Consider the following 26545-nt stretch of genomic DNA (forward strand, 5'->3'; position numbering starts at 1 on the left):
ATCATCCACCTCGATACATCGTCATCCTGACGGATGATCCGTCGACGAATCCGGACGTGCGGGACATCGGACCTGTGGTGTGTCGTCGGGATCGACGAAGCTGCGGAGGGTCTCCCGAAGTCCGTGCGGACATCGTCGTGAGCGAACGACGTTACTGCTTGATTTCCCAGTACAGCGTGCGGCGCAGCTCCTTGATCCATTCCTGTTCCTGACGCTGCTTCTTCTCCATGGCGGCCATCTGCTCGATGAGCTTGATGTCTTCCTGGAGTGTCGGCTTGTGCTCGGGAACGAGCTGCTTGCGGTACATGATGTGGAAGCCCGGCTTCGTAGGGTCGGCTGCGTAGGGCATCGGATCGCTCATGCCGCCATCCTTCAGGTTGACGATGACGGAGCGCATGTCTTCGGGAAGGCGGGCGAGATCGACCTGGCCCATGGAGCCGCCGAAGCCCATCGTTTCCTTTTCTTCGGAGAACTGGCGTGCGGCGTCTTCGAAGCTCATTCCTTCCTCGATCTTCTTCTTGACGTCGAGCAGGGCTTCGCGGGCGCGGTCACGATCGCTGTCCGACTGGCCTACGCGCAGCAGGATATGACGGCAGTTGATGGCCGAAGTGTTCTTGTCGATCAACTGGATGATATGATAGCCGAAGGGCGTTTCCACGGGCTGGGAAATCTCGTTCGGCTGCATGGCGAAGGCTACCGCTTCGAAGGCGGGAACGAACTTGCCCTTCTCGACGAAGCCCAGGTCGCCACCGTTGCTCGCCGTGCCGGGGTCTGCACTGTAGCGGCGGGCGAAGTCGGAGAACGATCCGCCCTTGAGGATGGAGTCGCGGATACGCAGGGCCAGACCGTAGGTCTCCTTCTTCTGATCGTCGGAGGCCTTGATGTACTTCACGATGTGGGCGAGCTCAACGCGTGCCGGAACGTTCTGGAGCGAGTCGAGATAGCGGCCGTAGAAGTCTTCCACTTCGGCACGCGAGGCCTTGACGTTGCCGAAGCGTTCGTTGCGGATCTTCTCGGCGAGGATCTGCTTGCGGATCTCCTCGCGGAATTCGCGGCGGATCCGTGCCATGGACATGCCGTAGATGTCTTCGATGCGTTTTTCCGAGCCGAACTGCTGGACCAGCATCTGGATCTGGTAATCCATGCGCTGCGTCACCTCGTCGTCGGATGCCGTCACCGAGTCCTCCAGGGCCTTGGACACGACCAGACGCTCGTTGATCAGGGCGTCGAGGATGTACTGCCGCAGCTTGGGGTCGTTACGGTCGATCTTCGGATCCCGTTGTGCCAGCAGCTCTATCTGGCCGTCCACGTCGGACTTCAGCACGATCTCCTTCCCGACCACGGCGACGATGCGCTCCACGGCATTGGGTTGTGCGATGGCAAGAGGGCCTGCCAGGGCGAACAGGACGACGATGATGACGATGCGGTGCATGGACGGCCTCAGAGGCGGAACAACGTTGATCATTTCCTGGAATACAGCGAATCAAGGGCCTTCTGATTGTATACGACCGGGAATCGTTTCCGGACGTCGGACAGCCAGATCTCCTGGAGACGCTTCTGGAGCGCATCCTGATAGGCGGGTGCGAGCTCGGGCAGGGCTTCGTCGAAGCTTCGTACGTGCGGCGGTTCGATGGCATCGACACGGATGATGCTGTACCCCTTCTCTTCCTCGAAGGGACCGATGACGGTGCCGGCGAGAGCGTTGACGCTTTCGGCCTTCTGGGCCAGCTTCGACGTGCGGGGTGCGAGGGCTCCCATGTTGCCGTTCTTGTCGCGCAGGCCTTCGCGCTGCGTGAATTCACCGGCCAGTTTCGCGATGTCCTCGCCCTTGTCGATACGGCTGCGGAGGGCCTTGGCCATGGAATCGTTCAGCGTGTGGATTTCCGTGATGCGGTAGCGACGGTCGGACATCCAGCGTGCCTTCGTGGTGTCGTAGAAGACCCGTGCATCGGCCGTATCGAAGCGCAGCTTGCTCCATACTTCCTGTTCTTCGACCTTGAAGAGCAGGATGCCGTCGTTGAATTCCTGCATGAGGGCTGCGAAGTCGGGATAGCTCTTCTCGAGGTTCTTCGTCGCTTCCTCGACGAGCAGGGGGTCGGTCATCTTGTTCAGGGCCCGTTCGAAGCCGGCCCGATTCAGCGTATAGCCGCGCATGTCGAGGCGGCGGCGCAGCGAATCGGTGAACATGGCCACGGTATAGGTGATGCGGGGCGAGGAATAGAGCGTCTGCGGATTGAGTTCCACGGGAATCGTACGTGTCCACGACGTATCCTGCGTGTTCTTCGTCGTGTCGATGGCGTGCATGAGCCGGTCGTAGACGGAAACGTTCCAGGCCCAGTTCCAGGCCTTCTTCAGGGAGTCGATCAGGACACGCTTGTCTTCTTCGAAGTAGAGGCGGCGGTAGACGCGCTTCGCATTGTCCTTTTCCAGTTGGACATCGGGGAGCTTCGTGGAGTCGCGGCGGACGATGTGCGTGCCGAAGAGGGTCTTCACCTTGCCGCTGATCTCCCCATCCTTCAGTCCGAAGACGGCTTCTTCGAAGGCCGGCACGAGGCGCGAGCCGTTGGCTTCGAGACCGCCGGAACGGGAATAGGGGCTGCCGAGGTAGCCTCCCTTGGCGCCCGAGGCCTTGTCGTCGGAGAATTTCTCCGCGAGCTGACCGAAGAGGACGTCCTGGTTCGGCGCCTTGCGCAGGACGGCGATCAGGGAGTCGGCCAGGCGCTCCGTGGCCACCGAGTCACGCTCGTCCTTGGCCTGGAGCAGGATATGGCGGAACTTCACGAGGGCGCGCGGTTCTTCGCGCTTGACCTTGACGATGAAGTAGCCGAAGCGCGACTTCACGGGCGACTGCGAGAACGTGCCCGGTGCGACGCGATAAGCCTCGTCTTCCACGACCTTGATGATGGAACCGCCGGAGATCCAGGGCAGGGAACCGCCATTGGCACCCGTTTCCTTGTCGTCCGACGAATCGCGTGCGAGTTTCTCGAAGTCGGCCCCACCGTTCAGCATGGTGATCAGGCGCTGGGCCTTCCGGTAGCTGACGAGGGTGTCGAGGGTCTTCGTTTCGGGATTGTTGACGGCGCAGAGGATGATGTTGAGCTGGATTTCCTTCAGACGGCGCTTCGCCAGCTCATCGGTGCGCTGGTCGGCGATCTTCTTGTCGAAGAAATACGTTTCGGCAAGGAGCTTGCGGTTGTTGCCGATGTCGGCCTTCACGGCCGAATCCTTGTCGACACCGCGTTCGCGGGCATTCAGCACCTTCAGGCGATAGTTCGTGTACAGGCGCAGGAACTCCATTGCCGTGTCGCGGGGAATCGAAGAGAACTTCGTTTCGCGGCGATTCATGTTCTTCTGGAAAGCTCGTTCCACCTCGGCATACGTCACCTGTTCCGGGCCTACGGTGGCCAGGATGAGGGGAGACGTGTTGCCGGCAGTAACTGCCGGAGCTGCGACCTTCGACGCCTTCTTGCCCTTCTGTGCCTGAAGCGGCTGTACGGCGGTGAGTGCAGCGATGCTGAAGAGGATGCTCAACGTGCGTGCCGTCGACATCAACTCTGACTCCTCGTAAATGTTCGAACAAGACCACAAAGTTAGTTATTCCCGCAAGAGCGCGTCTCCGACCTTCCAGATATCGCCCGCACCCATCGTCAGGACCATGTCTCCCGGCTGGACGATGTCGGCCAGGGCGTGGGGGAGTAGCGTCTTGTCCTCCACGTAGTGCACGGAGCGGTGCCCCGCTGCACGGGCGGCGTCGGCGATCATGCGGCCGTTGACTCCCTCGATGGGAAGCTCGCGGGCAGGATAGACATCCGTGAGGACCATGACGTCGGCGTCGTCGAACGAGAGGGCGAAGTCCTTGTAGAAGTCCCGCGTACGCGTATAGGTATGCGGCTGGAATACGGCCACGATCCTGCGCTTCCACCCTTTGCGGGCCGCAGCGAGCGTGCTGCGGATCTCCGTCGGATGATGGGCGTAGTCGTCCACGACGAGGACGTCGTTGCGCTCGCCCTTGATCTCGAAGCGGCGATAGACTCCGGTGAAATCGGCGATGGCCGAAGCGATGACGTCGAAGGAAACGCCGCATTGCAGGGCCACGGAAATGGCTGCCAGGGCGTTGCGCACGTTGTGTTCGCCGGGGACGTTGAGATGGACGGAGCCCAGGAAGTCGCCGTTGCGGACGAGTCCGAAGGACGTGGCGCGTTCGTTCGACGTGAGATCGATGGCCCTGACGTCGCACTGGGGCGACAGGCCGTAGGTGACGACCTTCCGCTTGATGAAGGGCAGGATCGTCCGCACGCCGGGATCGTCGAGGCAGACGCACGTCATGCCGTAGAACGGGACCTTGTTCGCGAATTCGACGAAGGCGCCCTGGATGTCGTCGAGATCGGCATAGATGTCGAGATGATCCGCTTCGACATTCGTAACGATGGCGATGGTGGGCAGCAGTTGGAGGAAGGACCGGTCGTATTCGTCGGCTTCGAGGACGATCCAGTCTCCCTTGCCCAGACGCGCATTGCTGCCGCCGAGTCCCTTGAGCTTGCCGCCGACGATGACGGTGGGGTCCATGCCCGCAGCGATCAGGATCTGGCCGCACATCGACGTCGTGGTCGTCTTGCCGTGCGTACCGGCGATGGCCAGCGTGTAGTTCAGCCGCGATACTTCGCTGAGCATCTCGGCGCGGCGAATGAGGGGAACGTTCCGTTCCTGGGCGGCGAGCGTCTCCGGATTGCTGACGATGGGAACGGCGCTGGAGTAGACGACGACGTCCGCTCCTTCGATATGGGCCGCGTCGTGTCCGATATGGATGGTGGCGCCCCGTTCGGCCAGGTAGTCCGTCGTGTCGGAGCGCTGGAGGTCGGAGCCGCTGACGGTGAAGCCCTGCGTGAGCAGGATTTCGGCGATACCACTCATGCCGATACCGCCGATGCCGACGAAATGAATGTGTGAGACGGAAGCGAAGGTCATGCGGGCCGCTGCGTGATGACTGTATAGTGTGCGGGAGTACGATCCCGGAAGATATCGTTGATGGGGTTGAAGGACTTGTCGCGCGTCGCGGCCGGATCCACGTCGACGATGACGATGGCGTCGTTCGTCGCGTCTGCCGAGGCCATGACGTTGCCGTTGCAGTCGTAGATGACGCTGTCGCCGTTGAACGAAAGGGTTTCGTCTCCGTTCGTATCGGAGCCGGTCCGGTTGGCGACGGCGAGATAGACCTTGTTCTCGAGGGCGCGTACGGGCATGGCCATGCGCCAGACGTGCGTCACGAGATTGCTCGGACAGGCGATGACGTCCGCACCCTGCAGGGCCAGGGCGCGGGCGCTTTCGGGGAAGCGCCAGTCGTAGCAGATCATCGTACCGAGCGTGCAGTCGAGATGGGGTAACGTGACCGCGAAGAATCCCGTGTCCCCCGGATCGAAGCAGAGCGTTTCCTTGTAGAAGAGGTGGGTCTTGCGATAGACGCGCGGACGTTCCCCAGGAACGGCGATGACGGCACTGTTGTGGATGGCCTCGCCGGCACGCTCCGCGAAGCCGCAGACCACGACCTTGCCGTGCTCGTCGGCGGCCTTCGTGATCTCGCCGAGGTGAGGGCCGTCAACCGGTTCCGCCAGACGCCGCGTTTCGTCCCTGCTCACGAAGAAGTAGCCCGTCGTGCACAGCTCCGGAAAGACCAGGACGTCGGCCTGCGTCGTTCTGATCTCGTTGACGATACGGACGGTGTTGGTGTCGGGATCGGCGTAGGCCGGACACCATTGATGGACGGACAGCTTCATGGACTAGAAGGAGAGGGAGAAATGGAAGATGGGCTGGTGACCGTACATCGCCCCTGAGTCTATGGTGTACAGGCCGGACTTCGGCAGGATGGGATCGGCCAGGTCGAACAGTTGCGTGTTCAGGGCATGGACAAGGACTGCGACACCGATGCCCACGCCATACCCTGCGAGAACGTCGCCCAGATAGTGCATGCCCAGGTTCAGTCTGCTGAAGCCGGTCCATAGTGCGTATAGCGCACCCGGAGCTATCACGTACCACTCCTTGTAGCGAAGGGCCAGCGTGGTGGCCAGGGCCGCACTGCCTGCGGAGTGACCCGACGGGAACGAGCCGTCGGCATCCGAACGGTAGTTCGTGATGCAGTCCGGATAGGCCTGCCACGGACGATCCCGGTCGAAGATGTGTTTGCCTGCGAGTACGATGGCATAGGTGGCGCCCATCGTCACCATGGCCTGGAGTCCGGTCTCCGCCGCATAACGCTTGTTCTCCTGCGAGCCCGCGATGCCGGAGATGCCGTAGGCATAGAGCCCTACGGGAACGCCGATGGTGAGGGGCAGGAGAGCGTCGCTCACCACGCCCGACGAACCTCTGACGAAGGTACTGGCGATGTGGTTGGCGTCGTAGGTGAGGCGTGCTTCCCACGACAGGGCGGAACAATCCTGCGCGCGGAGCGGGATTACGCCGGCTATGCAGAGAATGAGGAGAACTCTGATCATGGAAGGCAATATAACTCCGTAGATTTGTGGCATGCACATCCTCGTCGTAGGCGCCACAGGACTCGTGGGCCGCACCATGCTCCGCGTTCTCGAAGAACGCAATTTTCCGGTCGACCGATTGACGTTGCTCGCTTCGCCGCGTTCGGCCGGAATCGTCATCCCCTTCCGTGGTGAAGATTACCCGGTATTGCCTCTGGACGAGGCGACGATGACGGGGCCATTGAAAGCGCTTCTCCCGAAATCCATCGCACTGTTCTCGGCAGGCGGCAGCGTGTCCCGGGAGTGGGCTCCGAAGTTCGCCGCGGCCGGATCCACGGCCATCGACAATTCGAGCTGCTGGCGTATGGACCCGAACGTTCCGCTCGTCGTGCCGGAAGTGAATGCCGCCGATGCCCTCACGAACAGCGGCATCATCGCCAATCCGAACTGCTCGACGATACAGATGGTCGTGGCACTCAAACCTCTGCACGAGGCATTCGGGTTGAAACGTGTCGTCGTCAGTACCTATCAGAGCGTCAGCGGTGCCGGACAGAAGGGCGTGGACCAATTGCGCGACGAGATCGCGGGACGTGTTCCGTCGTCACGCATCACCGAACACACGCTTGCCTACAATGCCGTGTTCCACAACATCGCCGAAGCCGAAGGCGGGTCGGAAGAGGAGATCAAGATGCAGCGTGAAACACGCCGTATCATGCACCTGCCCGATCTGCGTATCGCCGTGACCTGCGTGCGTATTCCCGTCACCGGTGGTCATGCCGAGTCCATCGCCATCGAAACCGAGCGTCCCATCACGCCGTCCGCAGCGCGCGACGTGCTGGCCGCGGCACCGGGGATCGTCATCCAGGACGATCCGGCCAATGGGGTCTATCCGATGCCGTTGTCGGCGCAGGACACGGACCCGGTCTATGTCGGGCGGCTTCGCCGCGATGACAGCGTGGAGAATGGGCTGATGATGTGGGTGGTGTCCGACAACCTCCGGAAGGGCGCGGCCACGAATGCAGTACAGATTGCCGAAACCTTGATGTAACCCCCATGCGATACGTCGTCATCATGGCCGGCGGCTCCGGCGAACGCTTCTGGCCGCTGTCGCGGATGCAACGTCCGAAACAGCTCCTGAGCCTCACGTCACCGAAGTATACGATGCTGGAAGAGGCCATCGCCCGTATCGAGCCGCTCGTGCCGATCGAGAACATCCTCATCATCACGAGCGAGTTGCTCCGTCAGCCCATCATCGATGCGATGCCGGAACTGCCGGCCGCCAACGTGATCGCCGAACCGGCGAAGCGGAACACGGCATCGTGCCTGGCTCTGGCCTGCGCCGTCATCGATGCACGTACGCCGGACAGCTCCAACGTCATGGCCGTGCTGACGGCCGATCACTTCATCGGAGATGCCGACGCCTTCCGGCACGATGTGAACGAGGCGCTGAACTATGCCGAACGCCACGATGCGCTGGTGACGATGGGAATACCACCCACACGACCGGAAACGGGCTATGGCTACATCCAGATAGACGGACATCACGCATCGCCCGAAGCGCCCGTGTCGAAGGTGCTGCTGTTCAAGGAGAAACCCGATTTCGCCACGGCGACGTCGTACGTCCTGAGCGGCGACTACCTGTGGAACAGCGGCATGTTCTTCTGGCGTGTGGACGCACTTGCCGATGCGATGAAACGGCATCTCCCCGCCGTGGGCAATGCCATCGAGCCGATGGCGAAGGCCATCGCGAATCGGGCGACGGACGAACTCTCCGCGATCTTCGGCGCCCTGCCCGATATTTCCATCGATCACGGCGTGATGGAACATGCCGGTAACGTCTACGTGATTCCTGCTTCCTTCCCGTGGGACGACGTCGGATCGTGGGACGCGCTCGACCGTATGCGCGGATGCGATTCCGAGAACAACGTGACGCAGGGTGACGTCGTGGTTCTCGATACGAAGAACTCGATCGTCGTGAACGCCCACGACGGACGTCACGTGGTAACGGCCCTCGGTCTCGACGATCTCGTCGTCGTCGTCACGAACGAAGCCACGATGATCTGCCACAAGAGCCGCGCCCAGGACGTGAAGAAGGTCGTGGCCACGCTGCGTAGCGGTGGAGCGTCCGATGTCCTCTGAGGGGACGGAACGGACAGCCGTCGTCCTGTCGGCGATCGACAAGGTCTCCATCGCCTTCGACCTGAAGGAAGAGGACGCATCGCTGAGTACCGATACGTTGCTCACGCTCATGCGCGAGGCACTCGTGCAGCGTATCGTCGCTCTCCTGAACACGAACCCCGAACGGCTCATGGCCATCCTCTATCGCATCGACGTGAGCGAGGAACAGGTCAACGAGATATTCTCCACGGCGATGCCACCGGACGTTCCGGATCTGCTCGCCGACCTCATCATCGAACGTCAGCTCCGCAAGGCGGAGACGCGACGCTACTACAAATCGTAAACGGGAACGGCCATGGCTACGCTCATCACGAACATCGCATCACTCATCACGGTTGATGCTGCAGGCCAACGCTCGCGGACGGGTGCCGCGATGAGGGAGATCGGCGAGATCCGTGATGGCGCGATCCTGTTCGACGATACGATCCGCTGGATCGGAACCTCGGAAGACGCATTGTCGTTGCTCAACGACGAAGCTCGGCTCACGGCCCTCGGCATCGTCGTCGCAGATCTCGAAATCGTCGACGCGGAAGGACGCACCGTCCTGCCCGGCTTCGTCGATTCGCATACGCACGTCGTCTTCGCAGGCTCGCGTGCCACCGAGTTCGCACGCCGTCTCCAGGGCGTCTCCTATCAGGAGATCGCGGCCGAAGGCGGGGGAATCCTGGCCACGGTGAATGCCGTCCGCGACGCATCGGTGGAAGATCTTGTCCACGTAGGCGAAGGACTCGTCCATTCGGCCATGGAGCATGGCACGACGACGATGGAGATCAAGAGCGGCTATGGCCTGACGCTCGACAGCGAGCTGCGCCAGCTCGAAGCCGTGGCGATCCTGAACGATACGATGGCACCGCGTATCATGGCCACGTTCATGGGCGCCCACGACGTCCCGCCGGAATACCGTGATCGCCGCGAAGCGTACGTCGATCATATCATCGACGACATGCTGCCGCGCGTCGCCGAACAGGGCATCGCGCAGTTCTGCGATGCCTTCGTCGATACCGGATACTTCACCAATGACGATGGCCGTCGGATCGCCGCCGCCGCGAAGGCTCACGGACTGATACCGAAGATCCATGCCGACGAACTCTCCGCCTTCGGTGCGGCCGAGATGGCTGCGGAAAGCGGAGCGATATCGGCCGACCATCTGCTTTTCGCGAGCGAAGCCGGCATCGAGTCGATGAAGAAGCATGGTACGGTGGCCACACTGTTGCCAGGTACTGCCTATACCCTCAGACTCCCGTATGCCCCCGCCCGCCGGATGATCGATGCCGGAGCCGTCGTGGCGCTTGCCACGGACTGCAATCCGGGCTCGTGTTTCTGCGAGAACATGCAGCAGATCATCTCCCTTGCATGCATGAACATGGGCATGAGCATCGAAGAGGCCATCACGGCATCCACGCTGCACGGTGCCGCCGCTCTCGGTGTGGCCGAATACGTCGGCTCGCTCGAAGTCGGCAAGATGGCCGATATTGTGATGTACGACGTCGCCGGCTATGCCGATCTCGTCTATCACTTCGGTACGAACAAGGTAGTGTCCGTATGGATCGAAGGCGAGGAACAGTAACGAGGATCACGGATCGTCGATGATCACCCGCAGAACATTCATGACAGCGCTCGGCGCTGGAGGAGCATTGGCCATGACGGATGCAACTGCCGTCGTTCGTGCACTGGCGGACGGCCCCGCGTCGCCCGCAATGCCCGTCCTGTTCGTAGGACACGGTAATCCCATGAATGCCATCGAGGACAACGAGTTCTCCCGCACGTGGCGGAAGGTGGGCAGCAATCTGCCCATACCGAGAGCCATCCTGTGCGTGAGCGCACATTGGGAAACGGCCGGTACCTACGTCACCGCCATGGAGCGTCCGCGTACCATCCATGACTTCGGCGGCTTCCCGGACGAGCTGTTCGCAGTACAGTATCCCGCACCGGGATCGCCGGCAATAGCCGAGGAAACCAGACAGACGCTGACGGGCCATACCATCCTGCTCGATCATGAATGGGGGCTGGACCATGGCGCATGGAGCGTCCTCGTCCGCATGTTCCCGGGTGCCAACGTCCCCGTCCTCCAGTTGAGCCTCGACGTCGGTATGCGTCCCGACCAGCATGCCGCCCTCGCCGCCATGCTCGGTACCCTGCGCGACAGGGGAGTCCTGATCCTCGGCAGCGGAAACATCGTCCACAACCTGCGCCGTGCCCGCTGGGGCGAGGGCAAGCCGTACGACTGGGCCATCGAGTTCGATCAGACGTCGAAGGACCTCATCGAGAAGAACGATCTTGCCTCCCTCGCGAACTATCCTTCGCTCGGTGCCGCCGCCCAGCTGTCCATCCCCACGAACGAGCACTACCTGCCCATGCTCTATGCGCTCGCATTGCGACGCAAGGCGGACAAGCTGACGTTCTTCAATGAATCGCTCGATCTGGGCAGCATCAGCATGCGCTCGTTCATGTTGGCGTGACAGGCCCGGCGTCGTAATAGATATTGCTGCTCGCCGTTTCCGGTGTGTCCGAGTTGGAATAGCCGATGCGCTATTCCAGGCCTAGGTATCCCGCCTTCATTCATTGGGGTACCTTCAACGGTATGGTATGTATGTTCACCATATTGAAATTTATCTCATCGGTATCTATGGAGATGCGGTATGTTCCGCCGAATAGTACTTGCCATCGTCGGGGTGTACGATGTCAGCGTCGTGATTGAGTTCACCCCAGAACAATTCAACAGCACGTCCACTAGTATGTACACGTCGTAGCGATTGTGCGCCCGACGTCTCGTATTCGATGCCGGGATGGATATACGACTGGTCTCTGCAGGGATCGCCCATCGTTACCATTGACGCAGGGCCGGGCAGTAGGCCGTGACATAGTCACGCTGGAGGGCCAGTCTCCGTACGGTGCGTACGTGGTGTAGCCAACCTGGCACCGATCATTCCGAACCGAGACACTATCCGTTTCCCGTTACACCCCTTGCCGGGTCGAGCTAGTTCGTATTTTTCGTCCATGCAGATACATCTATACAATACCCTTAGCCGCTCCATAGAGCCCTTCAGTCCGCTTCACGCCGATCATATCCGAATGTATTCCTGCGGACCGACCGTCTACAATGTGGCTCATATCGGAAACATGCGTTCGTTCCTCTCCGCCGACATCATCCAGCGTACGCTGCGTATGGCGGGTGGGTACGACGTCCGGTGGGTGATGAACATCACGGATATCGACGACAAGACGATCCGCGACAGCGCCATCGGTTCGGCACGCTGGACCGAGGCCATGGGGCCGCAGACGGACGATGCTCGTGCCAATCTGCGTCTGTTCACCGAGTATTACGAACGCGAGTTCCTCGCCGACATCTCCGCACTCGGTATCCGGAAGGAACACTTCTTCGCCAATCCCAGAGCTACGGACTTCATCGATCACATGCAGGGCCTGATCCGCGATATCGTCGGAGCAGGCTATGGCTACGTCAGCGACGGCTCTGTCTATTTCAACGTGAACGCCTACAGGAAGGGTCATCCGTACGGAAGACTGTTCTCGATCGACGCCGAGCATTTCCGCGAAGGCGTGCGTATCGACGCCGACGAATACGACCGTGAATCGGTGAGCGACTTCGTTCTCTGGAAGGGGCGCAAGGGCGGCGAGCCGTACTGGGACTTCGACATCGACGGCGCATCGCTTCCGGGGCGTCCGGGCTGGCACATCGAGTGCTCGGCCATGTCGAAGGAACTGCTGGGCCTTCCCCTGGACATACACACGGGGGGCGTGGATCTGCGCTTCCCCCATCACGAAGACGAACTGGCCCAGTGCACGGCAGGATATCACGTTCCCGAACAGGCGCGCTTCTGGTGCCATAACGAGTTCCTCGAGGTCGAAGGGAAGAAGATGAGCAAGTCGCTCGGCAACTTCTTCACGCTGAGGGATCTGATGGCGCAAGGACTCGATGCGCTCGACATCCGCTTCGCCATGCTGAGTTCGCATTACAGGTCCGTTTATAATTTCACGTTCGATGGTCTGCGGGCCGCCGGTGTGGCGCGCAGGAAGGTGCAGGACTACGTCTGGGACCTTCTCGAACGCAGTGCGGTCGACGGCAAGCCGTCCGGCGATCATCCGGGAGAGGAGCTGCGAACGCGGTTCTTCACGGAGCTCGTCCAGGACGTCCATACGCCGAAGGCCCTCGCAGAGCTCTTCTCCTTCATCAACGCGTGGCCTGCCGCCACCGTTCAGCCACAGGATGCGGCTGCCATCATCGAAACGCTGAAGACCATCAACGGCATCTTCGACGTATGGGTCTTCTCGCCTCGTCCCGTCGTCGTCGTTCCCGATGACGTGCGTTCCGTCGCCGACGAACGTTGGGCTGCGCGTACCGCACGCGATTGGGCCGAAGCCGATCGCCTGCGCGGTGTGCTCGGGGAACTGGGATGGACGATGCTCGACGGCAAGGACGGCTACAGTCTCGAACGTCTGTCATGAGCCTGGTCGTGACGATCGTCGGTGTCGGACGCGTCGGTGGCGCCCTCGCACGGCGGTTGCGCGATGCAGGACGTTCCGTCGTCGAAGTACGACGGAACGATTTCGACGCATGGTCATCGTCCGCGACGGCCATCGGCGACGTTCTCGTCATCGCCGTGAAGGATTCCGTGCTGCGCAGTGTGGTGGAAACGATCGCCGCACGGCGTGGTGCCGCTCTCACCCGTACGCTCGTCGTTCATGTGAACGGATCGCTCGGCGTCGACATTCTGGCGCCCTGTCGTGATGCGGGAGCGATGACGGCTGCCGCACATCCGTTCCAGACGTTCGGTGACGACGATCCCTCCGCACTCGACGGTATCGGATGGGGGGTGGAATGCGATGAAGCCTCGTGGACTGCATGCCGCACCTTCGTCGAATCTTCAGGAGGGCGTCCGGTACGACTGAAGGACATGACGCCAGAACGTAAGCGTGTCTATCATGCCTCGGCCGTGGCAGCGTCGAACTTCACCTATGCGGCGTATGAACTCGGACGACGTCTCGCAGAGGCTGCCGGCATTCCCGCCGATATCTTTCTCGCGCCCATCATGGAGCGTACGCAGCGCAATGCAGTCGATGCATTGGAGAAGGGACTGCCCTTCGCGATGACGGGCCCCGTCGTACGTGGCGATGCGGAAGGCGTGCGTCTTCAACTCGAAGCCATTCCACGGGAGCTCCGAGACGTCTACCGTCATTGCAGTCTGGCGTTGCTGGCTACGGCCGCCGACAGGCTCGATGCGGAGACGGTCGAAACGTTACGGACAATCCTGTCCAGCAATCGATGAGGATGCTGTTCCTCAGCGTTCTGCAGCAGCCCGCATCGTACGGATGTTGGCCGAAAGATCGCCGCCGAACAATCCACTGCCGCTGACGATGATGTTGGCTCCGGCGTCGACGACGCTTCGCACGTTGTCGATCTTCACGCCGCCGTCGACTTCGATCTCGACGGAAGAGAGTCCGTTGTTGTCCAGCCATGTGCGAAGACGTTCGCAACGGGAGAGGAAGGACGGAATGAAGGATTGTCCGCCGAATCCGGGATTCACGCTCATGAGCAGGATGAAGTCCGCCTCGCCGGCCGCTGCCATTGCCGTCTCGATCGGCGTGACGGGATTGAGGACGACTCCGGGTCTGCATCCGAGCTCACGGATGCGTGTGAGCGTACGATGGAGATGATGGGCGACTTCGGCATGGACGCTGATCCACGACGCCCCTGCAGCCGCGAAATCCTCGATGTAGTCGTCGGGATTGGTGATCATGAGATGGCAGTCCATCGGCAGCGAGGTGACGGGCTTCAGGGCGCGTACGACGAGGGGGCCGATGGTGATGTTCGGTACGAAATGGCCGTCCATGACGTCGACGTGCAGGATGTCCGCACCGCCTTCTTCGCAGCGACGGACGTCGTCGGCCAGCCTGGCGAAGTCGGCGGAAAGAAGCGATGGTGCGATACGGATGGGATGCGATGATGTCATGGTGATCAGGCCGAGAGTCGTTGTAGTTGTGCCGCTACGCGCATCCACGTCGTGCGGTGGATGGCGACGGCCGGAAGGTTCAATGTCGCGAAGACGTCGTCGACGTAGTCGGGGCGGCGCATGCCGACGAGGACGGTATCGACGCCGACGGTGCAGCGCAATGCATGTAGTGCGATGTGCTGCAATCGTGTATCGAGGGGCAGGCCGAACTCATCCGCGAGGGATGTACGCAGTTCCTCGAGGCTGTCGTTCTCCTGCGAAGCGTAGAGTACGGAGATGTCGTCCAGGACGTTCGACAGACCTTCGGCATAGGTGCGGACGAGTGTGCCATCGGTGCTGTGCCCGGCCATGAACAGTGCGGCGTCGCACCGCGGATCGAGATACTGCGAGCGGACGTCGTTCCAGTGCGGGAGGCTCTGGAACGAACGCCATGACGAACAGAGTGCCGAGGCGCAGCGGAAGACTTCCTGTACGTCCGTCATCTGTTGCGGCGAGAGCTTCGTGTTCGCCAGCACGACCTGCATGGCGTCGTGTTCCGTCCGTTCCAGTTCATGGATGCGTTGTTCGACGATGGCCGGATCCGGTTGATGCAGCGGTGTGGGATGCGTCACGAGACGAATCAGATCGTTGCCGATGATGGCGTTGAGGGGACGATTGATCAGGACCCTGATGCCGGCGTCGCGTGCGACGTCCAGGACGCTGTACGTTCCATCCCGATGGTTCAGCGTCGTTGCCGCATGATGCTCGACGAGATTCATCGGTAACTGGATCCAGCGGAAATGGTGGCGATCACCGGCGACATCCGCGGCACAGCCGAGGCACACGTCCAGTGAGACGAAGTCGGGATCGCCGGCTTCGCCCGGAAAGGTGTTCGACGAAATTCCATAGGATTCGATCCGGCCTGCCTGTACCTGTTCTTCGAGCCAGGCGAACGATGCACGCAGGCGTCGTGCGAACTCATCGCGTGCGTCGGCGACCGCCATGCCGTCATGATGCGCACGGGCGAGGAAGTATTCGGGATTGTGCAGCAGGAGGGTGTCGATCGACGTGCGTCGCAGGCGTTCCAGCGAGCGCGCGAGCTGGTCTTCGAGGAAGTCGGGATGGATGCAATGCCATGTGCCGTCGGCGATCGCACTCGTTTCGGGGAAGCTGCCGCTGCGGCTGTAGCCTGCCTTGGTCACGACGGCCGGAACGTCGAAGTGCCCCACGAGGCGCTCGCTCGCGCCATCGCCGTAGTTCGCGGACGTATCGACGAGCTGGACGCCGCGTTCGAGAGCATGGCGCAATGCCGCTTCATGCGTCGCGTCGCCCTCGGCGATGCGGTAGCCTCCGAAGCCGAAGGGGAAGGACATGCTATCGCCCTCCGCTCGAAAGACCGAACTGCAATCCGAACGGCGTCTTGCCGCCGTCGACGGTATAGATGTTGGCCACGACGGCCAGCTGAAGTCTGAGGTTCGTGAACAGCTCCATCGTCATGCCTACGCCGTTCATCGACGCCGCACCGAAGACGAGGGTCTGGTCCGTGAAGAAGTTGAAGCCCGTCAATCCGCTGTTCGACGTCATGGCGAGGCCGACCTGCGTGAAGGCGAAGCCGCCGAGGCGTCCATCGCCGATGAAGAACCATGACGGACCTCCGACGATGGCGAGCAGATCGCGTCTGCCGATGCCGGATCCCATCAGGCCGAGCCCCATCCACCACCGACGGTCTTCATCCAGTGCGGAGAAGCCCTGGAAGCCGAAACCGAAGTTCGGTGTGTTGCCGGGAGGAGTCCATGTGCGCTGGATACTCAGAAGGGCCCAGCTCGACGACGGACCGGAGTCGGAACCGAGTTCCGTTTGAGCCGAGATGGTGCCGATCATCAGCAGCGAGGTCAGCACTGCGAGGGTGCGGCGGACGAAGGAAGAGGAAGGGGTCATCGTCCTGCGAATATGCTGAATTGTCGTGGCTTCTCGGCCGTGGGTCGTATCATTGCAGCTTGTCCCCGACATCGCAATCAGACATCAGGTATACACCGATGAACATCATCCGCGCGCTGCGCACACCGTTACTCGTCGCCGTTTCCGGTCTCGTGTTCGCATCCTGTGCGAGCGACTCCACCAATCCCGGTCAGGCAACCATCGTCCGCAAGAACGTCTCGTCATTGAGCGCACAGGAACGCAAGGACTTCACCGATGCCATCCTCAAGCTGAAGCAGACGCCGAGTCCGTTCGACGTGCGATACAATTACTACGACCAGTTCGTGGCATGGCACCTCGAAGCCTTCTACTGCAATGCTCATCCCGATCATTCCTCGTATCCGGCACATATGAATCCGGCCTTCCTGCCATGGCACCGGACCTTCCTGCGTCTGTTCGAGAAGGCCCTGCGTGACGTCAGCGGCAAGGACGTAGCGATTCCGTACTGGGACTGGACGGAATCGGGATCGGCCGACAGGGTGTTCACGGACGACTTCATGGGCGGCGACGGCGATGCATCCGACGGCTATGCCGTGAAGACCGGTCCCTTCCGCAAGGGGAGTTTCCCGATCGCGATCACGGACACGGACGACATCGATTCGATTCACGTCGACGTGGACACGGAGCCCAATCCCGTGCCGTATCTCACGCGCGGGATGAGGACGTTCCTCGACAAGACGGTCTATCTGCCGACGACGGACGAGATCGCGCAGACGCTGGATATCTCGACCTACGACAGCGCACCGTGGGATTCTTCCGTGGATTCGGTGAAGAGCTTCCGCAATTCGCTCGAAGGCTGGCGTGGCGTGCGCGGCGACACATGCGAGAACGGATTGATGGACGTCATCCCGATTCCCGGCCAACGCCGTTCGACGCAGCATAACATCGTCCACATCTGGGTGGGTGGCATCTTCAAGGTCGGCGACAAGACCGTATCCGGTAACATGACGCAGGCCACGTCGCCCAATGACCCCGTGTTCTGGATTCATCACTCGAACATCGACCGTATCTGGTCGGCCTGGCTCAGGCGTCATGGCCGCACCTACGTGCCTGCCAGCGGCGGTCGTACGGGAACGAATCTCAACGACGTGATGCCGCCGTTCCAGGCGTCGGCTCCGGGCTACAACACGCCGTCCCAGGTCCTCGATGAAGAGGCCGTGGGATACCGCTACGAACAGCTTCCGTGACGTACATCCGTCATCGGAACCCTACGATGTGAAACCAATCATCCGACCGACATCAACATGGAAACGGCACAACAACAGCGCAAGGTCATTCTCTCCGGTATGCAACCATCCGGTGAGCTCACGATAGGACATATCGCCGGAGCGCTGCGGAACTGGGCACGGTTGCAGGAAGAATTCGATTCGCTGTTCTGCATCGTGGACCAGCACGCCATCACCGTCCGCCAGGAGCCGGCCAAGCTGCGCAGGCGTACGCTCGATCTCGCTGCCATGTATCAGGCCGGTGGAGTCGATCCCGATCGTAGCATGATCTTCGTCCAGAGCCACGTCGCCGAACACTCGCAGCTGATGTGGGTGCTCACGTGCCTTACGGGCTACGGAGAATGCTCGCGGATGACGCAGTTCAAGGACAAGAGCGCCCAGCATTCCGATAACGTCAACGTCGGTCTCTTCACCTATCCGGTCCTGATGGCCGCTGACATCCTGCTCTACAACGCCGATCTCGTGCCGGTAGGACAGGATCAGAAGCAGCATCTCGAACTCGCACGCAATCTGGCCGAGCGTTTCAACCATCACTACTCGCCCACGTTCACCGTGCCCGAGCCGTACATTCCCGAAGTGGGTGGACGTATCATGTCGCTGCAGGAGCCCACGCGCAAGATGTCGAAGTCCGATCCCAACGAGAAGGCGTCGATCTTCCTCACGGACACCGACGACGAGATCCGGAACAAGATCAAACGCGCCGTGACGGATTCCGGCACCGAGATCCGCTACGACGAAGCGACCGGCCCGGGCATCTCCAATCTCATGTCGCTCTATCACATCGCCACGGGCAGGACGTTCGCCGAGATCGAGCGGGAGTTCGCGGGATCGACGGGATATGCTCCCTTCAAGGAAGCCGTCGGTGAGGCCGTGGCAGCCTACGTGCGTCCCATCCGCGAGCGGTTCATGGCCCTGCGGGCCGACGAGGAAGCCCTGCGGACCGTGCTGCGCCGTGGCGCCGAACATGCCCGCGAACGCGCACGCAAGACTCTCCGCAAGGTCTACAAGAAAACGGGCTTCGTGGAGCTGTAGCCGGTCCGGTGGACAACCTTCCTACGGTACTTCCGCAGCAGTTCGCGATTTTTGTGGAATCACCATCGCTTGTTGTTCACCACACGCCGCCCGACCATGCCAACCTACGACTATCATTGCGCCACGTGCGGTAAGGATTTCGAGGTCATCCAGTCGATGAAGGACGAGCCGCTGACGCATTGTCCTCCCGACGAATGTCCCCTGGCCGACAAGGGCAAGGGGAACGTGGAGCGTCGGTTCTCCGCCGGTGGAGGAGTGATCTACAAGGGTGGAGGATTCTACCTGACCGATTATGTCCGCAAGGGCAAGGATTCTTCCTCAAGTAGCGGCTCCGATTCATGACCCTGCAACTCGTTCCCTTGACGTCTCCCGCATCCGACCTGCTCGAAGGCCTGAACGATGCACAACGGACCGCCGTATCGCATACGGAAGGCCCGCTGCTCATCATCGCCGGTGCAGGATCGGGCAAGACGCGCGTCCTGACCTATCGTATCGCCTACCTCCTGCGGATGGGTGTGCATCCGTCGCACCTGCTCGCATTGACGTTCACCAACAAGGCCGCGCAGGAGATGAAGGAGCGTATCTCCCATCTCGTCGGTCAGGCACAGTCGAAGGCCATCTGGGCGGGAACGTTCCACGCCATCTTCGCACGGATCCTGCGTCAGCAGGCCGAGCGCATCGGCTACACGAACAGCTTCACCATCTACGATACCGACGATTCCCTCGGTGCCATCAAGGCCGTGATGAACGCTCTCGGCGTGTCGCAGCAGGTGCTGCCGCCGCAGGGCGTACGCGGGCGCATCTCCGCCGCGAAGAATGCCATGATTCCGTGGCAGGAATATGCGCGCAATGCCGATACGATCATCGACAAGCAGACGGGGCAGATCTACGAGGAATACGAGAAACGTCTGCGCCAGAGCAATGCGATGGACTTCGACGATCTCCTCCTCAACATGATCCGGCTGCTGGAGAATCATTCCGACGTCCTCGACCAGTATCAGGACCGGTTCCGGTACCTGCTGGTGGACGAGTACCAGGACACGAACCGTGCCCAGTACAAGGTCGTCAACATGCTCGCGCGCAAGTACAGGAACATCTGCGTGGTCGGGGACGACGCCCAGAGTATCTACCGGTGGCGCGGCGCCGATATCCGCAACATCCTCGACTTCGAGCGGGACTACACGGACGCGACCGTCGTGCGCCTGGAACAGAACTATCGTTCCACCAAGGTCATCCTCGCCGCCGCCGACAGCGTCATCCGCAACAACCGCAAGCAACTGAAGAAGAAGCTGTGGACGGACAACGTCGAAGGCGAGAAGATCACCGTCCTGGCCTGCCGGGACGACCGGGACGAAGCCGAGAACGTGGCCCGCACCATCCGCACGAGGATCGAGCAGCACGGCTACAAGTACAGCGACGTCGCCATCCTCTATCGTACCAATGCGCAGTCGCAGTCCCTCGAAGACGCACTGCGACGGGTGAACCTCCCGTATCACATCGTCAGCGGCGTCAGCTTCTACAAGCGCAAGGAAGTCAAGGATACGATCGCCTATCTGCGTCTCCTCGTGAATCCCACCGACAGCGAAAGCGTGCTGCGTGTGATCAACGAACCTGCGCGCGGCATCGGTCAGACCACGCTGGAGCGTTTGCAGGAGTATGCGACGCAGACCAATCAGCCACTCTTCGACGTACTGCGCGGCGTGGAGATGGTGCCGAACCTGCAGAAGCGCACGGTGACGGCCATCAAGGAATTCGTCGACCTCATCGTCCGCCATCAGGCGTCGATGGAGGAACTCACGCCGGCTTCGCTCGCGCAGTCGTATATCGAGGCGACGGGACTCCCGTTCTTCTACAAGCAACAGGATACCGACGAGTCGCTCGACCGCTGGAACAACATCGAACGGGTGCTGTCCCACGTCGCCGAGCAGCAGGAGCTGGACGAGACGCTGACGCTGGCGACGTATCTCGAACAGGTCGCGCTGGTGAGCGAACAGGACGATCCCGAACTCGGCAACAACCGCGTGGCGATGATGACGATGCACGCAGCGAAGGGGCTCGAGTTTCCGCTCGTGGTCATCGCAGGCATGGAGCAGGGGCTGTTTCCGCTGGCCAAGGCGGAGATGGATCCCAGTGAACAGGAAGAAGAACGACGACTGTTCTACGTAGGCATCACACGGGCACGCGAGCAGCTCGTCCTTTCCTTCGCCGAGCGCCGCTATCGCTTCGGCGAGCTCGTCTTCGCACGTCCGTCGATGTTCCTTTCCGAGCTCGACAAGGAGACGTTGCAGGTTACCGGACAGGTGATGCGCGGTGCGGGAGCGAGTACGTCCAGGCCGGCCACACCTGCGCGTCCGCAACGACCCCAGGGATCATCGTATTCGCAGATCCCGTCGGGAGAATCCTATTCACAGGTGTCGGGAGCGGGCAGTGTTCCGTCCCTGCGCGTCGGGCAGCGTGTGCGCCATCCGATGTTCGGCGTCGGCACGGTCATGGGGATCAGTGGCGTCGGCCAGCAGGCCAAGGCCACCGTGCAGTTCGGCAACGGTCAGCGCAAGCAGCTCATGCTCGCCTACGCGAAGCTGGAGATCATCTGAGGGTGTTCCCCGGTTCATGACCGGGATGCGGTGCAAGTGGACAGGATGTCGGGCGAGGGACCGTTACACCGCCCTGGGCAGCGTGAAGGAGATCGACGTACCCAGGCCGAGGGCCGACGAGATCGTGAAGGTGCCGCCATGCAGTTCCACGAGGCGTTTGGCGATGATCAAACCGAGGCCCACACCCTGCTGTTCCTGACTCTTGCGGCGGAACTGACGATAGGCGCCGATCTGATGCAGTTCGTTCTCGTTCATCCCCACGCCGTGGTCGCGGATCGAGAAGACGATCTCGTTCGGACCGGGCGTGACATTGACGGTGATGGGCGTACCCGGCCGCGAGAAGTAGAGAGCGTTGTCGATGAGTTCGCCCGTGATCTTGTCGAGATGCTGCTCCATGATCCCCACCGGAATTCCCTCGATATCGAGGGCCAGCGAGACGTCCATCTGGCGCTGATGGGCTAGGGCGCGCTGGACGACGGCATCGTAGATGATGCTGGCGGGTTCGCGCGTGGTGCACAGCCTCATCCGGTCGATATGCATCGGGCTTTCGGCCAGTGTTTCGATCTGGGCGTACATCAGGAAGTTGTCCGTGGTACGCAGCAGGCGCCGTGCGGCCGAGAGGATTTCGGCACTGATTTCCCGGATCTCCTCCGGACCCGATTCTGCCGCATGTCCATGAAGGTAGGAAGCGGAACCGATGATGTCCGTCAAAGGAGTGCGATATTCGTGAGGCAGGGCATAGAGCAGCGACGGCTGCGGGCTCTGTGGCTGCACGACGGGCGGAATTTCGCCCATCACCGGCAGCCCCTGAATCGTCAGTAACGAACGGATGCCGGCATCCGTCAATGGACGCGAGATGACACCGTAGGGAACACTTGTCGTGGCCAGCGGCTCACGTTCGTCGGCGAGGACGATGAAGGGAACGTCGACGTTCAGTCCATGGATGAACAGTTTTTCCCGCAGGTCCGTCTGGGCCAGAAACGACGCATCGAACAGCACGGCGCTCGGCCGGTGATGGCGTACGAGCTGCTGTGCCGTCGAGAGATCGCCGGCGACGAGGACGGACACTTCATGCGGCAGAAGCTGCGCAGCCGTCTCCGTACGGCGCCCTGCGTCTGCATCCAGAAGAAGTATGGTGCGGGGAGAATTGGACATTCGAATCGAAATTAGAAAAGATACCTGACTTGCAACCCCGTTTTGTTACATGCCAGTATTGCCTCTGCGAAATCCTTGATGGCCCGTCAACCTTCGTTCGGATACCGTGACGCCATGCGTCTGGCACTCTTGCTCCTCGTGATGAATGCCGGGGGTCTGGTTGCGCAACAAATGGCACCTTTGTTACATCCCGATCCGAATATCCTTGGAAACGAATTGCGGTTCGGCGTGGACAAGATCGCGAACACCTTCCTGTTCACCGGAAACGCCGACGTCACCCAGGAGACACCGTTCGGAACGCTACGTTGGATCAATGCCTACCGCAGTTCGGCATTCCGTACGCAGACGACGGCGATTCGTGACGACGAGACGTCGCAACTGGGCTGGGAGTTTCCTCTCGGTACATCCATTACGGCATTACTACGGCAGTCGTGGATCCTGTCGCGGGATTCGCGTTCGCTCGGACTTTCCTCGCTGGAGCGGTTGAACGGGGCGGCTGGGGTACGATACGAACCCATTGCCGAAGCCCGCATCGAACTGCTCGGCGGCCTGGAGAATACCGCCCAACTCGGACAGGTGGCCACCGGCTCCATCATCGGGTTGTCCGGACGTCTGAGGGATTTCGGTATCGACGACTGGCTGTTCTCGTCGCGCCTGCTGGCCGACTATCACCGCATGGATGCCCAGCGGACGAATACCGACGCCGAAGTCCGTGCCGACGTCGTGCGTACCATCGGCGATGGTTCCGCATTGCGCGTCGCGGCGGCATATACGTCGTTGCGGCGGGACTTCTTCACCACGCTCACCGGGGCGCCCAACGAGCTGTCCGTGGAAACGCGCGGCGAACGCCGCGTCCAGGTCGACGCCAACGTGATGTACCAGTTGACGGAAAACGTCAGGGCGGGGATGACGGCCTCCGTCCAGATGGCCGGAATCGATCGGCAGTACGGCCAGGCTGTCGCCGATATTCCCATCACGGCCGTCAACCGGAACCTCTCCGAACTCGTCATCGACCTCAACGCCGAGCTGGAAGGCCGCACGGCTTCCACGACCGGCCTCGTCAGCGCCTCTCTCTACCGACGCGACGAACAGAACGGTGTGCTGGCCCGCTTCGGTATCGCCAGTGACGATCTGGCCTCGCTGCAGTCGCAGGAGAAACAGCGCGACAACAACACGCTGCGCACGAGCATGATGGGTCGGGGAGAATGGCGGCCGTCACGCAACGATACCGTACGGCTGGAAGGGATGACGTCCCTCCTGCGCTACGACACGCCGAGCGACGTGAACTACGACGACAGGGACGAGCTCACGGGCATCGTCAAGGTCAGCTATACACGGCGTGTCTCGGAGGGTCTGGCGGCCTCCGTCGAGCTGTCGGGCAAGTATCTTCATACCGTCTTCCTGAAGGCCCAGCGTAGCGCGCAGAACAACGAGAACAGGGTTATCCGCCTCGCACCGCAGATATGGATCACCGGTCGCGTCGTGACGATGCGTCCGTTGCTCGAAGTCCTGGCCAACTATACCGTCTATGATTTCGAGGATCGTGCCGCATCCATACGGTCGTTCAGCTTCCGGCAGATATCCTATCGCGACAGCATGCTCGTGCGATTGACGCCCACGCTGCATGGAGAAGCTCAGATCCTGATACGGTATGACGAGCGGTCGTTGTTCGCATGGGCGGACTTCGCCGAGGCCCCGGAGACGAGCAATCTCGAATACCTGACCAAATTCCTTGTATTTTCACGCCTGGGCACGATCCTTAGCGTCGGCGCAGGTGTCCGGTTGTACAGTCTCGAACGCAGGATGATCGACCAGACTCCGGGATTGCCGGGGCTCGGCAACTCGGTCAGGTTCTGGGCGCCCGAAACCTCGATCAGATACACCCTCACCAGCGGGTCCACGCTGACGGTCAGCGGATGGTATGAATTCCAGCATATCAACGTGACCGGTCGCAGGGAGCTGCCGAATCTCCTCCTTCAAGCACACGTCCTACTATAGCATGAACGGGTTGCGGACATATACCTTGACATTGCCGAGCGAACGCTCCAGCATCACCGGTGTAGAACCGTTCCTCCAGAATATCGAAGCATGCCACCGGCTCAGCCCCGACCGCTACCACAACCTGCTCGTCGCACTTACCGAAGCCGTCAACAACGCCATCATCCACGGCAACAACAGCGATCCGTCGAAGCCCGTCAACATCGACGTCCAGACGTCAGGACATGAAATCATCATTCTCGTGAGCGACAAGGGATCGGGCTTCGATCCCGATGCCGTACCGGATCCACGCGATCCCGACCGGCTGCTGCGCGAAGGCGGCAGGGGAGTGTTCCTGATACGTCATCTCGCGGACGTCGTGGAGTTCGCCTCGGGACCGGAGGGGATGACGGTGCTGATCAAGTATTTCCTCGCCTGACGAAACGAACCCGCATATGAATGCCTTCCTGCTGCACGTCTGTGCATCGTTCCTCATTGCCTTGCCGCTCGGTGCGGGTACGCTTCCGAACGACTTCAACGGACGCTTCGATACGGTGACGGCCCGCCGTCATCTCGACGTCCTGGCTTCCGACGACATGCGCGGCCGAAACACTCCATCGCCCGAACTCGAACGTGCCGCCGACTATATCGCAGACCAGTTCCGCAGCTTCGGCCTGGAGCCGCTGAACGGCAGCTACTTCCATGGCTATCACCTCGAGCGCATGCATCTCGCCGAGCCGACGACGCTGACGATCCTCAAGGGGCGCGACACCGTCCACATGGCGCTGAAGGCGGACTTCATCCCGTTCGAGATGAGCGGTACGGGCAACGCCGATATCCGGAACAAGCGCGTCGTCTTCGCCGGTTTCGGCATCACGGTGCCGGAACAGCAGTACGACGACTATGCCGGTATCGACGCCCGCGACGCCGTCGTTCTGGTGATGCGTGGCGAACCGTCGTCGATGAGGCAGCATGGTTCGATGACGGAGAAGATCCGCAACGCCCGTTCTCACGGCGCCGTGGCCATCCTGGCCGTCGATGCCATGCGGGGCAGGGCGCTCACGGTATCGGGATATCCCTGGCCGATGCTGTATCCCAACCTTCCGAAGGATGCGGTGCCGTTGATGTGGACGAAACCCGACGTCAAGCTGCTGCCCGTCTTCCATGTGGGTGAAGCGGTACTGAAGGCACTCGTGGATTCCGTGGGTGTGTTGCGTGGGCGGTGTGCTCTCATCGATTCGCTTTGCGCTCCGCAGTCGATGGAACTGCCCGGCGTGCGCATCTCGTGCGTGGTCACGTTCGTACGCGACTCCGTGCCTGTGCGCAACGTCGTCGGTCTGCTCAAGGGTGCCGTTCATCCCGATGAATACGTCGTGATGGGCGCACACTACGATCACATCGGAACTGGGCGTCCCAACGAGAAGGGCGACAGTATCTTCAACGGTGCTGACGACAACGCATCGGGTACGGCAGGGCTGCTCATGAATGCCGAGGCCTTCGCGAAGGGGGCCGCGCGCCCGGATCGCAGCATCCTCTTCATCGCCTTCAGCGCCGAAGAACGGGGGCTGCTGGGATCGAAGGCCTATGCGGCGACACCTCTTCTTCCCCTGGCGAAGTGTGTGGGCATGCTGAACATGGATATGATCGGACGAAGCGAGAACGGAAAACTCAGCATCGGAGGGCATCTGCGGTGCCCGGACCTCATCGCCATCAACGAGGAAGAGAACAAAGCCGCGGACAGACCGTTCACGCTCGCCTACGACATCGAGGCCTACTTCTTCCGTTCGGATCAGGCGAGCTTCGCGATGAAGCGTATTCCCGTGCTCTTCTATTTCACAGGCGAACATGGAGACTATCATCGTCAGGGCGACGAGATCGCGAAGATCAACTTCGCCGACCTCGTCCGTATCTCCTCGCTGGCGGGACGCGTGGCATGGCGCGTAGCCGGATCACCACGATCCACCTACCTTCCCGCAGGATGGGAAGACTGACGG

Annotated in this window: 23 protein-coding genes; 14 read left to right on the top strand and 9 right to left on the bottom strand. The window is 61.2% G+C overall.

The annotated features are described in order from the left end of the window. Positions 1-151: 151 nt before the first annotated feature. The 5 genes from BGO89_09880 to BGO89_09900 are packed head-to-tail and all read right to left on the bottom strand — an operon-like array spanning position 152 to position 6485. Positions 152-1465: a hypothetical protein gene (locus tag BGO89_09880; GenBank protein OJX56828.1), complete on the bottom strand. Its 1314-nt coding sequence runs from the start codon at positions 1463-1465 to the stop codon at positions 152-154. After that, positions 1462-3549 (bottom strand): hypothetical protein, encoded by a 2088-nt coding sequence (locus BGO89_09885; GenBank protein OJX56829.1) that lies wholly within the window; start codon positions 3547-3549, stop codon positions 1462-1464. Before BGO89_09885 ends, BGO89_09880 begins: the two co-directional genes overlap by 4 nt. A 45-nt stretch (positions 3550-3594) precedes the next feature. Next, positions 3595-4965, bottom strand: coding sequence for a UDP-N-acetylmuramate--L-alanine ligase (locus BGO89_09890; protein OJX56830.1), 1371 nt, complete (start codon positions 4963-4965; stop codon positions 3595-3597). Further along, a complete protein-coding gene (locus tag BGO89_09895; protein ID OJX56831.1) occupies positions 4962-5771 on the bottom strand; it encodes a hypothetical protein in 810 nt (269 codons plus the stop codon). Before BGO89_09895 ends, BGO89_09890 begins: the two co-directional genes overlap by 4 nt. Positions 5772-5774: 3 nt before the next feature. Next, positions 5775-6485, bottom strand: coding sequence for a hypothetical protein (locus tag BGO89_09900; protein ID OJX56832.1), 711 nt, complete (start codon positions 6483-6485; stop codon positions 5775-5777). 31 nt (positions 6486-6516) lie between these two features. On the opposite strand from BGO89_09900, the gene BGO89_09905 reads away from it, so the two are divergent. The 7 genes from BGO89_09905 to BGO89_09935 all read left to right on the top strand — a co-directional run bounded on the left by BGO89_09905 (position 6517) and on the right by BGO89_09935 (position 13927). After that, entirely contained in the window at positions 6517-7512 is a 996-nt protein-coding gene (locus tag BGO89_09905) for an aspartate-semialdehyde dehydrogenase (protein OJX56833.1), read from the top strand. 5 nt (positions 7513-7517) lie between these two features. Next, complete coding sequence (locus BGO89_09910; GenBank protein OJX56834.1) at positions 7518-8603, top strand: hypothetical protein; 1086 nt, start codon at positions 7518-7520, stop codon at positions 8601-8603. Continuing rightward, on the top strand, positions 8593-8925 hold the full coding sequence (locus BGO89_09915; GenBank protein ID OJX56835.1) for a hypothetical protein: 333 nt from the start codon (positions 8593-8595) through the stop codon (positions 8923-8925). The genes BGO89_09910 and BGO89_09915 overlap by 11 nt, the downstream gene beginning before the upstream one ends. A 12-nt stretch (positions 8926-8937) precedes the next feature. Then, positions 8938-10209: an imidazolonepropionase gene (locus tag BGO89_09920; GenBank protein ID OJX56836.1), complete on the top strand. Its 1272-nt coding sequence runs from the start codon at positions 8938-8940 to the stop codon at positions 10207-10209. A gap of 73 nt (positions 10210-10282) precedes the next feature. Continuing rightward, a complete protein-coding gene (locus BGO89_09925; protein ID OJX57347.1) occupies positions 10283-11101 on the top strand; it encodes a 4,5-DOPA dioxygenase extradiol in 819 nt (272 codons plus the stop codon). Between the two features lie 538 nt (positions 11102-11639). Continuing rightward, positions 11640-13106 carry a cysteine--tRNA ligase gene (locus BGO89_09930; GenBank protein ID OJX56837.1) on the top strand — a complete coding sequence of 489 codons (1467 nt, stop codon included), beginning with the start codon at positions 11640-11642 and terminating at the stop codon, positions 13104-13106. Further along, positions 13103-13927 carry a hypothetical protein gene (locus BGO89_09935; GenBank protein OJX56838.1) on the top strand — a complete coding sequence of 275 codons (825 nt, stop codon included), beginning with the start codon at positions 13103-13105 and terminating at the stop codon, positions 13925-13927. Before BGO89_09930 ends, BGO89_09935 begins: the two co-directional genes overlap by 4 nt. 12 nt (positions 13928-13939) lie before the next feature. On the opposite strand, the gene BGO89_09940 is transcribed toward BGO89_09935, so the two are convergent. From BGO89_09940 to BGO89_09950, 3 genes are read right to left on the bottom strand one after another with little or no spacing between them, the layout of a single operon-like run. Next, complete coding sequence (locus tag BGO89_09940; protein OJX56839.1) at positions 13940-14611, bottom strand: ribulose-phosphate 3-epimerase; 672 nt, start codon at positions 14609-14611, stop codon at positions 13940-13942. Positions 14612-14616: 5 nt separating this feature from the next. Continuing rightward, positions 14617-15963: a hypothetical protein gene (locus tag BGO89_09945; GenBank protein OJX56840.1), complete on the bottom strand. Its 1347-nt coding sequence runs from the start codon at positions 15961-15963 to the stop codon at positions 14617-14619. Position 15964: 1 nt separating this feature from the next. Then, positions 15965-16489: a hypothetical protein gene (locus BGO89_09950; GenBank protein ID OJX56841.1), complete on the bottom strand. Its 525-nt coding sequence runs from the start codon at positions 16487-16489 to the stop codon at positions 15965-15967. Between the two features lie 137 nt (positions 16490-16626). On the opposite strand from BGO89_09950, the gene BGO89_09955 reads away from it, so the two are divergent. From BGO89_09955 to BGO89_09970, 4 genes are all read left to right on the top strand, one after another. After that, a complete protein-coding gene (locus BGO89_09955; GenBank protein ID OJX56842.1) occupies positions 16627-17754 on the top strand; it encodes a hypothetical protein in 1128 nt (375 codons plus the stop codon). Positions 17755-17811: 57 nt separating this feature from the next. After that, positions 17812-18825 (top strand): tryptophan--tRNA ligase, encoded by a 1014-nt coding sequence (locus BGO89_09960; GenBank protein OJX56843.1) that lies wholly within the window; start codon positions 17812-17814, stop codon positions 18823-18825. A 96-nt stretch (positions 18826-18921) separates the two neighbouring features. Then, complete coding sequence (locus BGO89_09965) at positions 18922-19167, top strand: FmdB family transcriptional regulator (protein OJX56844.1); 246 nt, start codon at positions 18922-18924, stop codon at positions 19165-19167. Then, positions 19164-21419, top strand: coding sequence for a hypothetical protein (locus BGO89_09970; protein OJX56845.1), 2256 nt, complete (start codon positions 19164-19166; stop codon positions 21417-21419). Before BGO89_09965 ends, BGO89_09970 begins: the two co-directional genes overlap by 4 nt. Positions 21420-21482: 63 nt before the next feature. On the opposite strand, the gene BGO89_09975 is transcribed toward BGO89_09970, so the two are convergent. Next, positions 21483-22574, bottom strand: a complete 1092-nt coding sequence (locus BGO89_09975; GenBank protein ID OJX56846.1) for a hypothetical protein — start codon at positions 22572-22574, stop codon at positions 21483-21485. 78 nt (positions 22575-22652) lie between these two features. On the opposite strand from BGO89_09975, the gene BGO89_09980 reads away from it, so the two are divergent. The 3 genes from BGO89_09980 to BGO89_09990 are packed head-to-tail and all read left to right on the top strand — an operon-like array spanning position 22653 to position 26542. After that, positions 22653-24572 (top strand): hypothetical protein, encoded by a 1920-nt coding sequence (locus tag BGO89_09980; GenBank protein ID OJX56847.1) that lies wholly within the window; start codon positions 22653-22655, stop codon positions 24570-24572. A gap of 1 nt (position 24573) precedes the next feature. After that, positions 24574-24990, top strand: coding sequence for a hypothetical protein (locus BGO89_09985; GenBank protein ID OJX56848.1), 417 nt, complete (start codon positions 24574-24576; stop codon positions 24988-24990). A gap of 16 nt (positions 24991-25006) precedes the next feature. Next, positions 25007-26542 carry a hypothetical protein gene (locus BGO89_09990; GenBank protein OJX56849.1) on the top strand — a complete coding sequence of 512 codons (1536 nt, stop codon included), beginning with the start codon at positions 25007-25009 and terminating at the stop codon, positions 26540-26542. The last annotated feature ends 3 nt before the right edge of the window (positions 26543-26545 follow it).

The organism is Candidatus Kapaibacterium thiocyanatum, from assembly GCA_001899175.1.
GTDB classification, from domain to species: Bacteria; Bacteroidota; Ignavibacteria; order Kapaibacteriales; family Kapaibacteriaceae; genus Kapaibacterium; species Kapaibacterium thiocyanatum.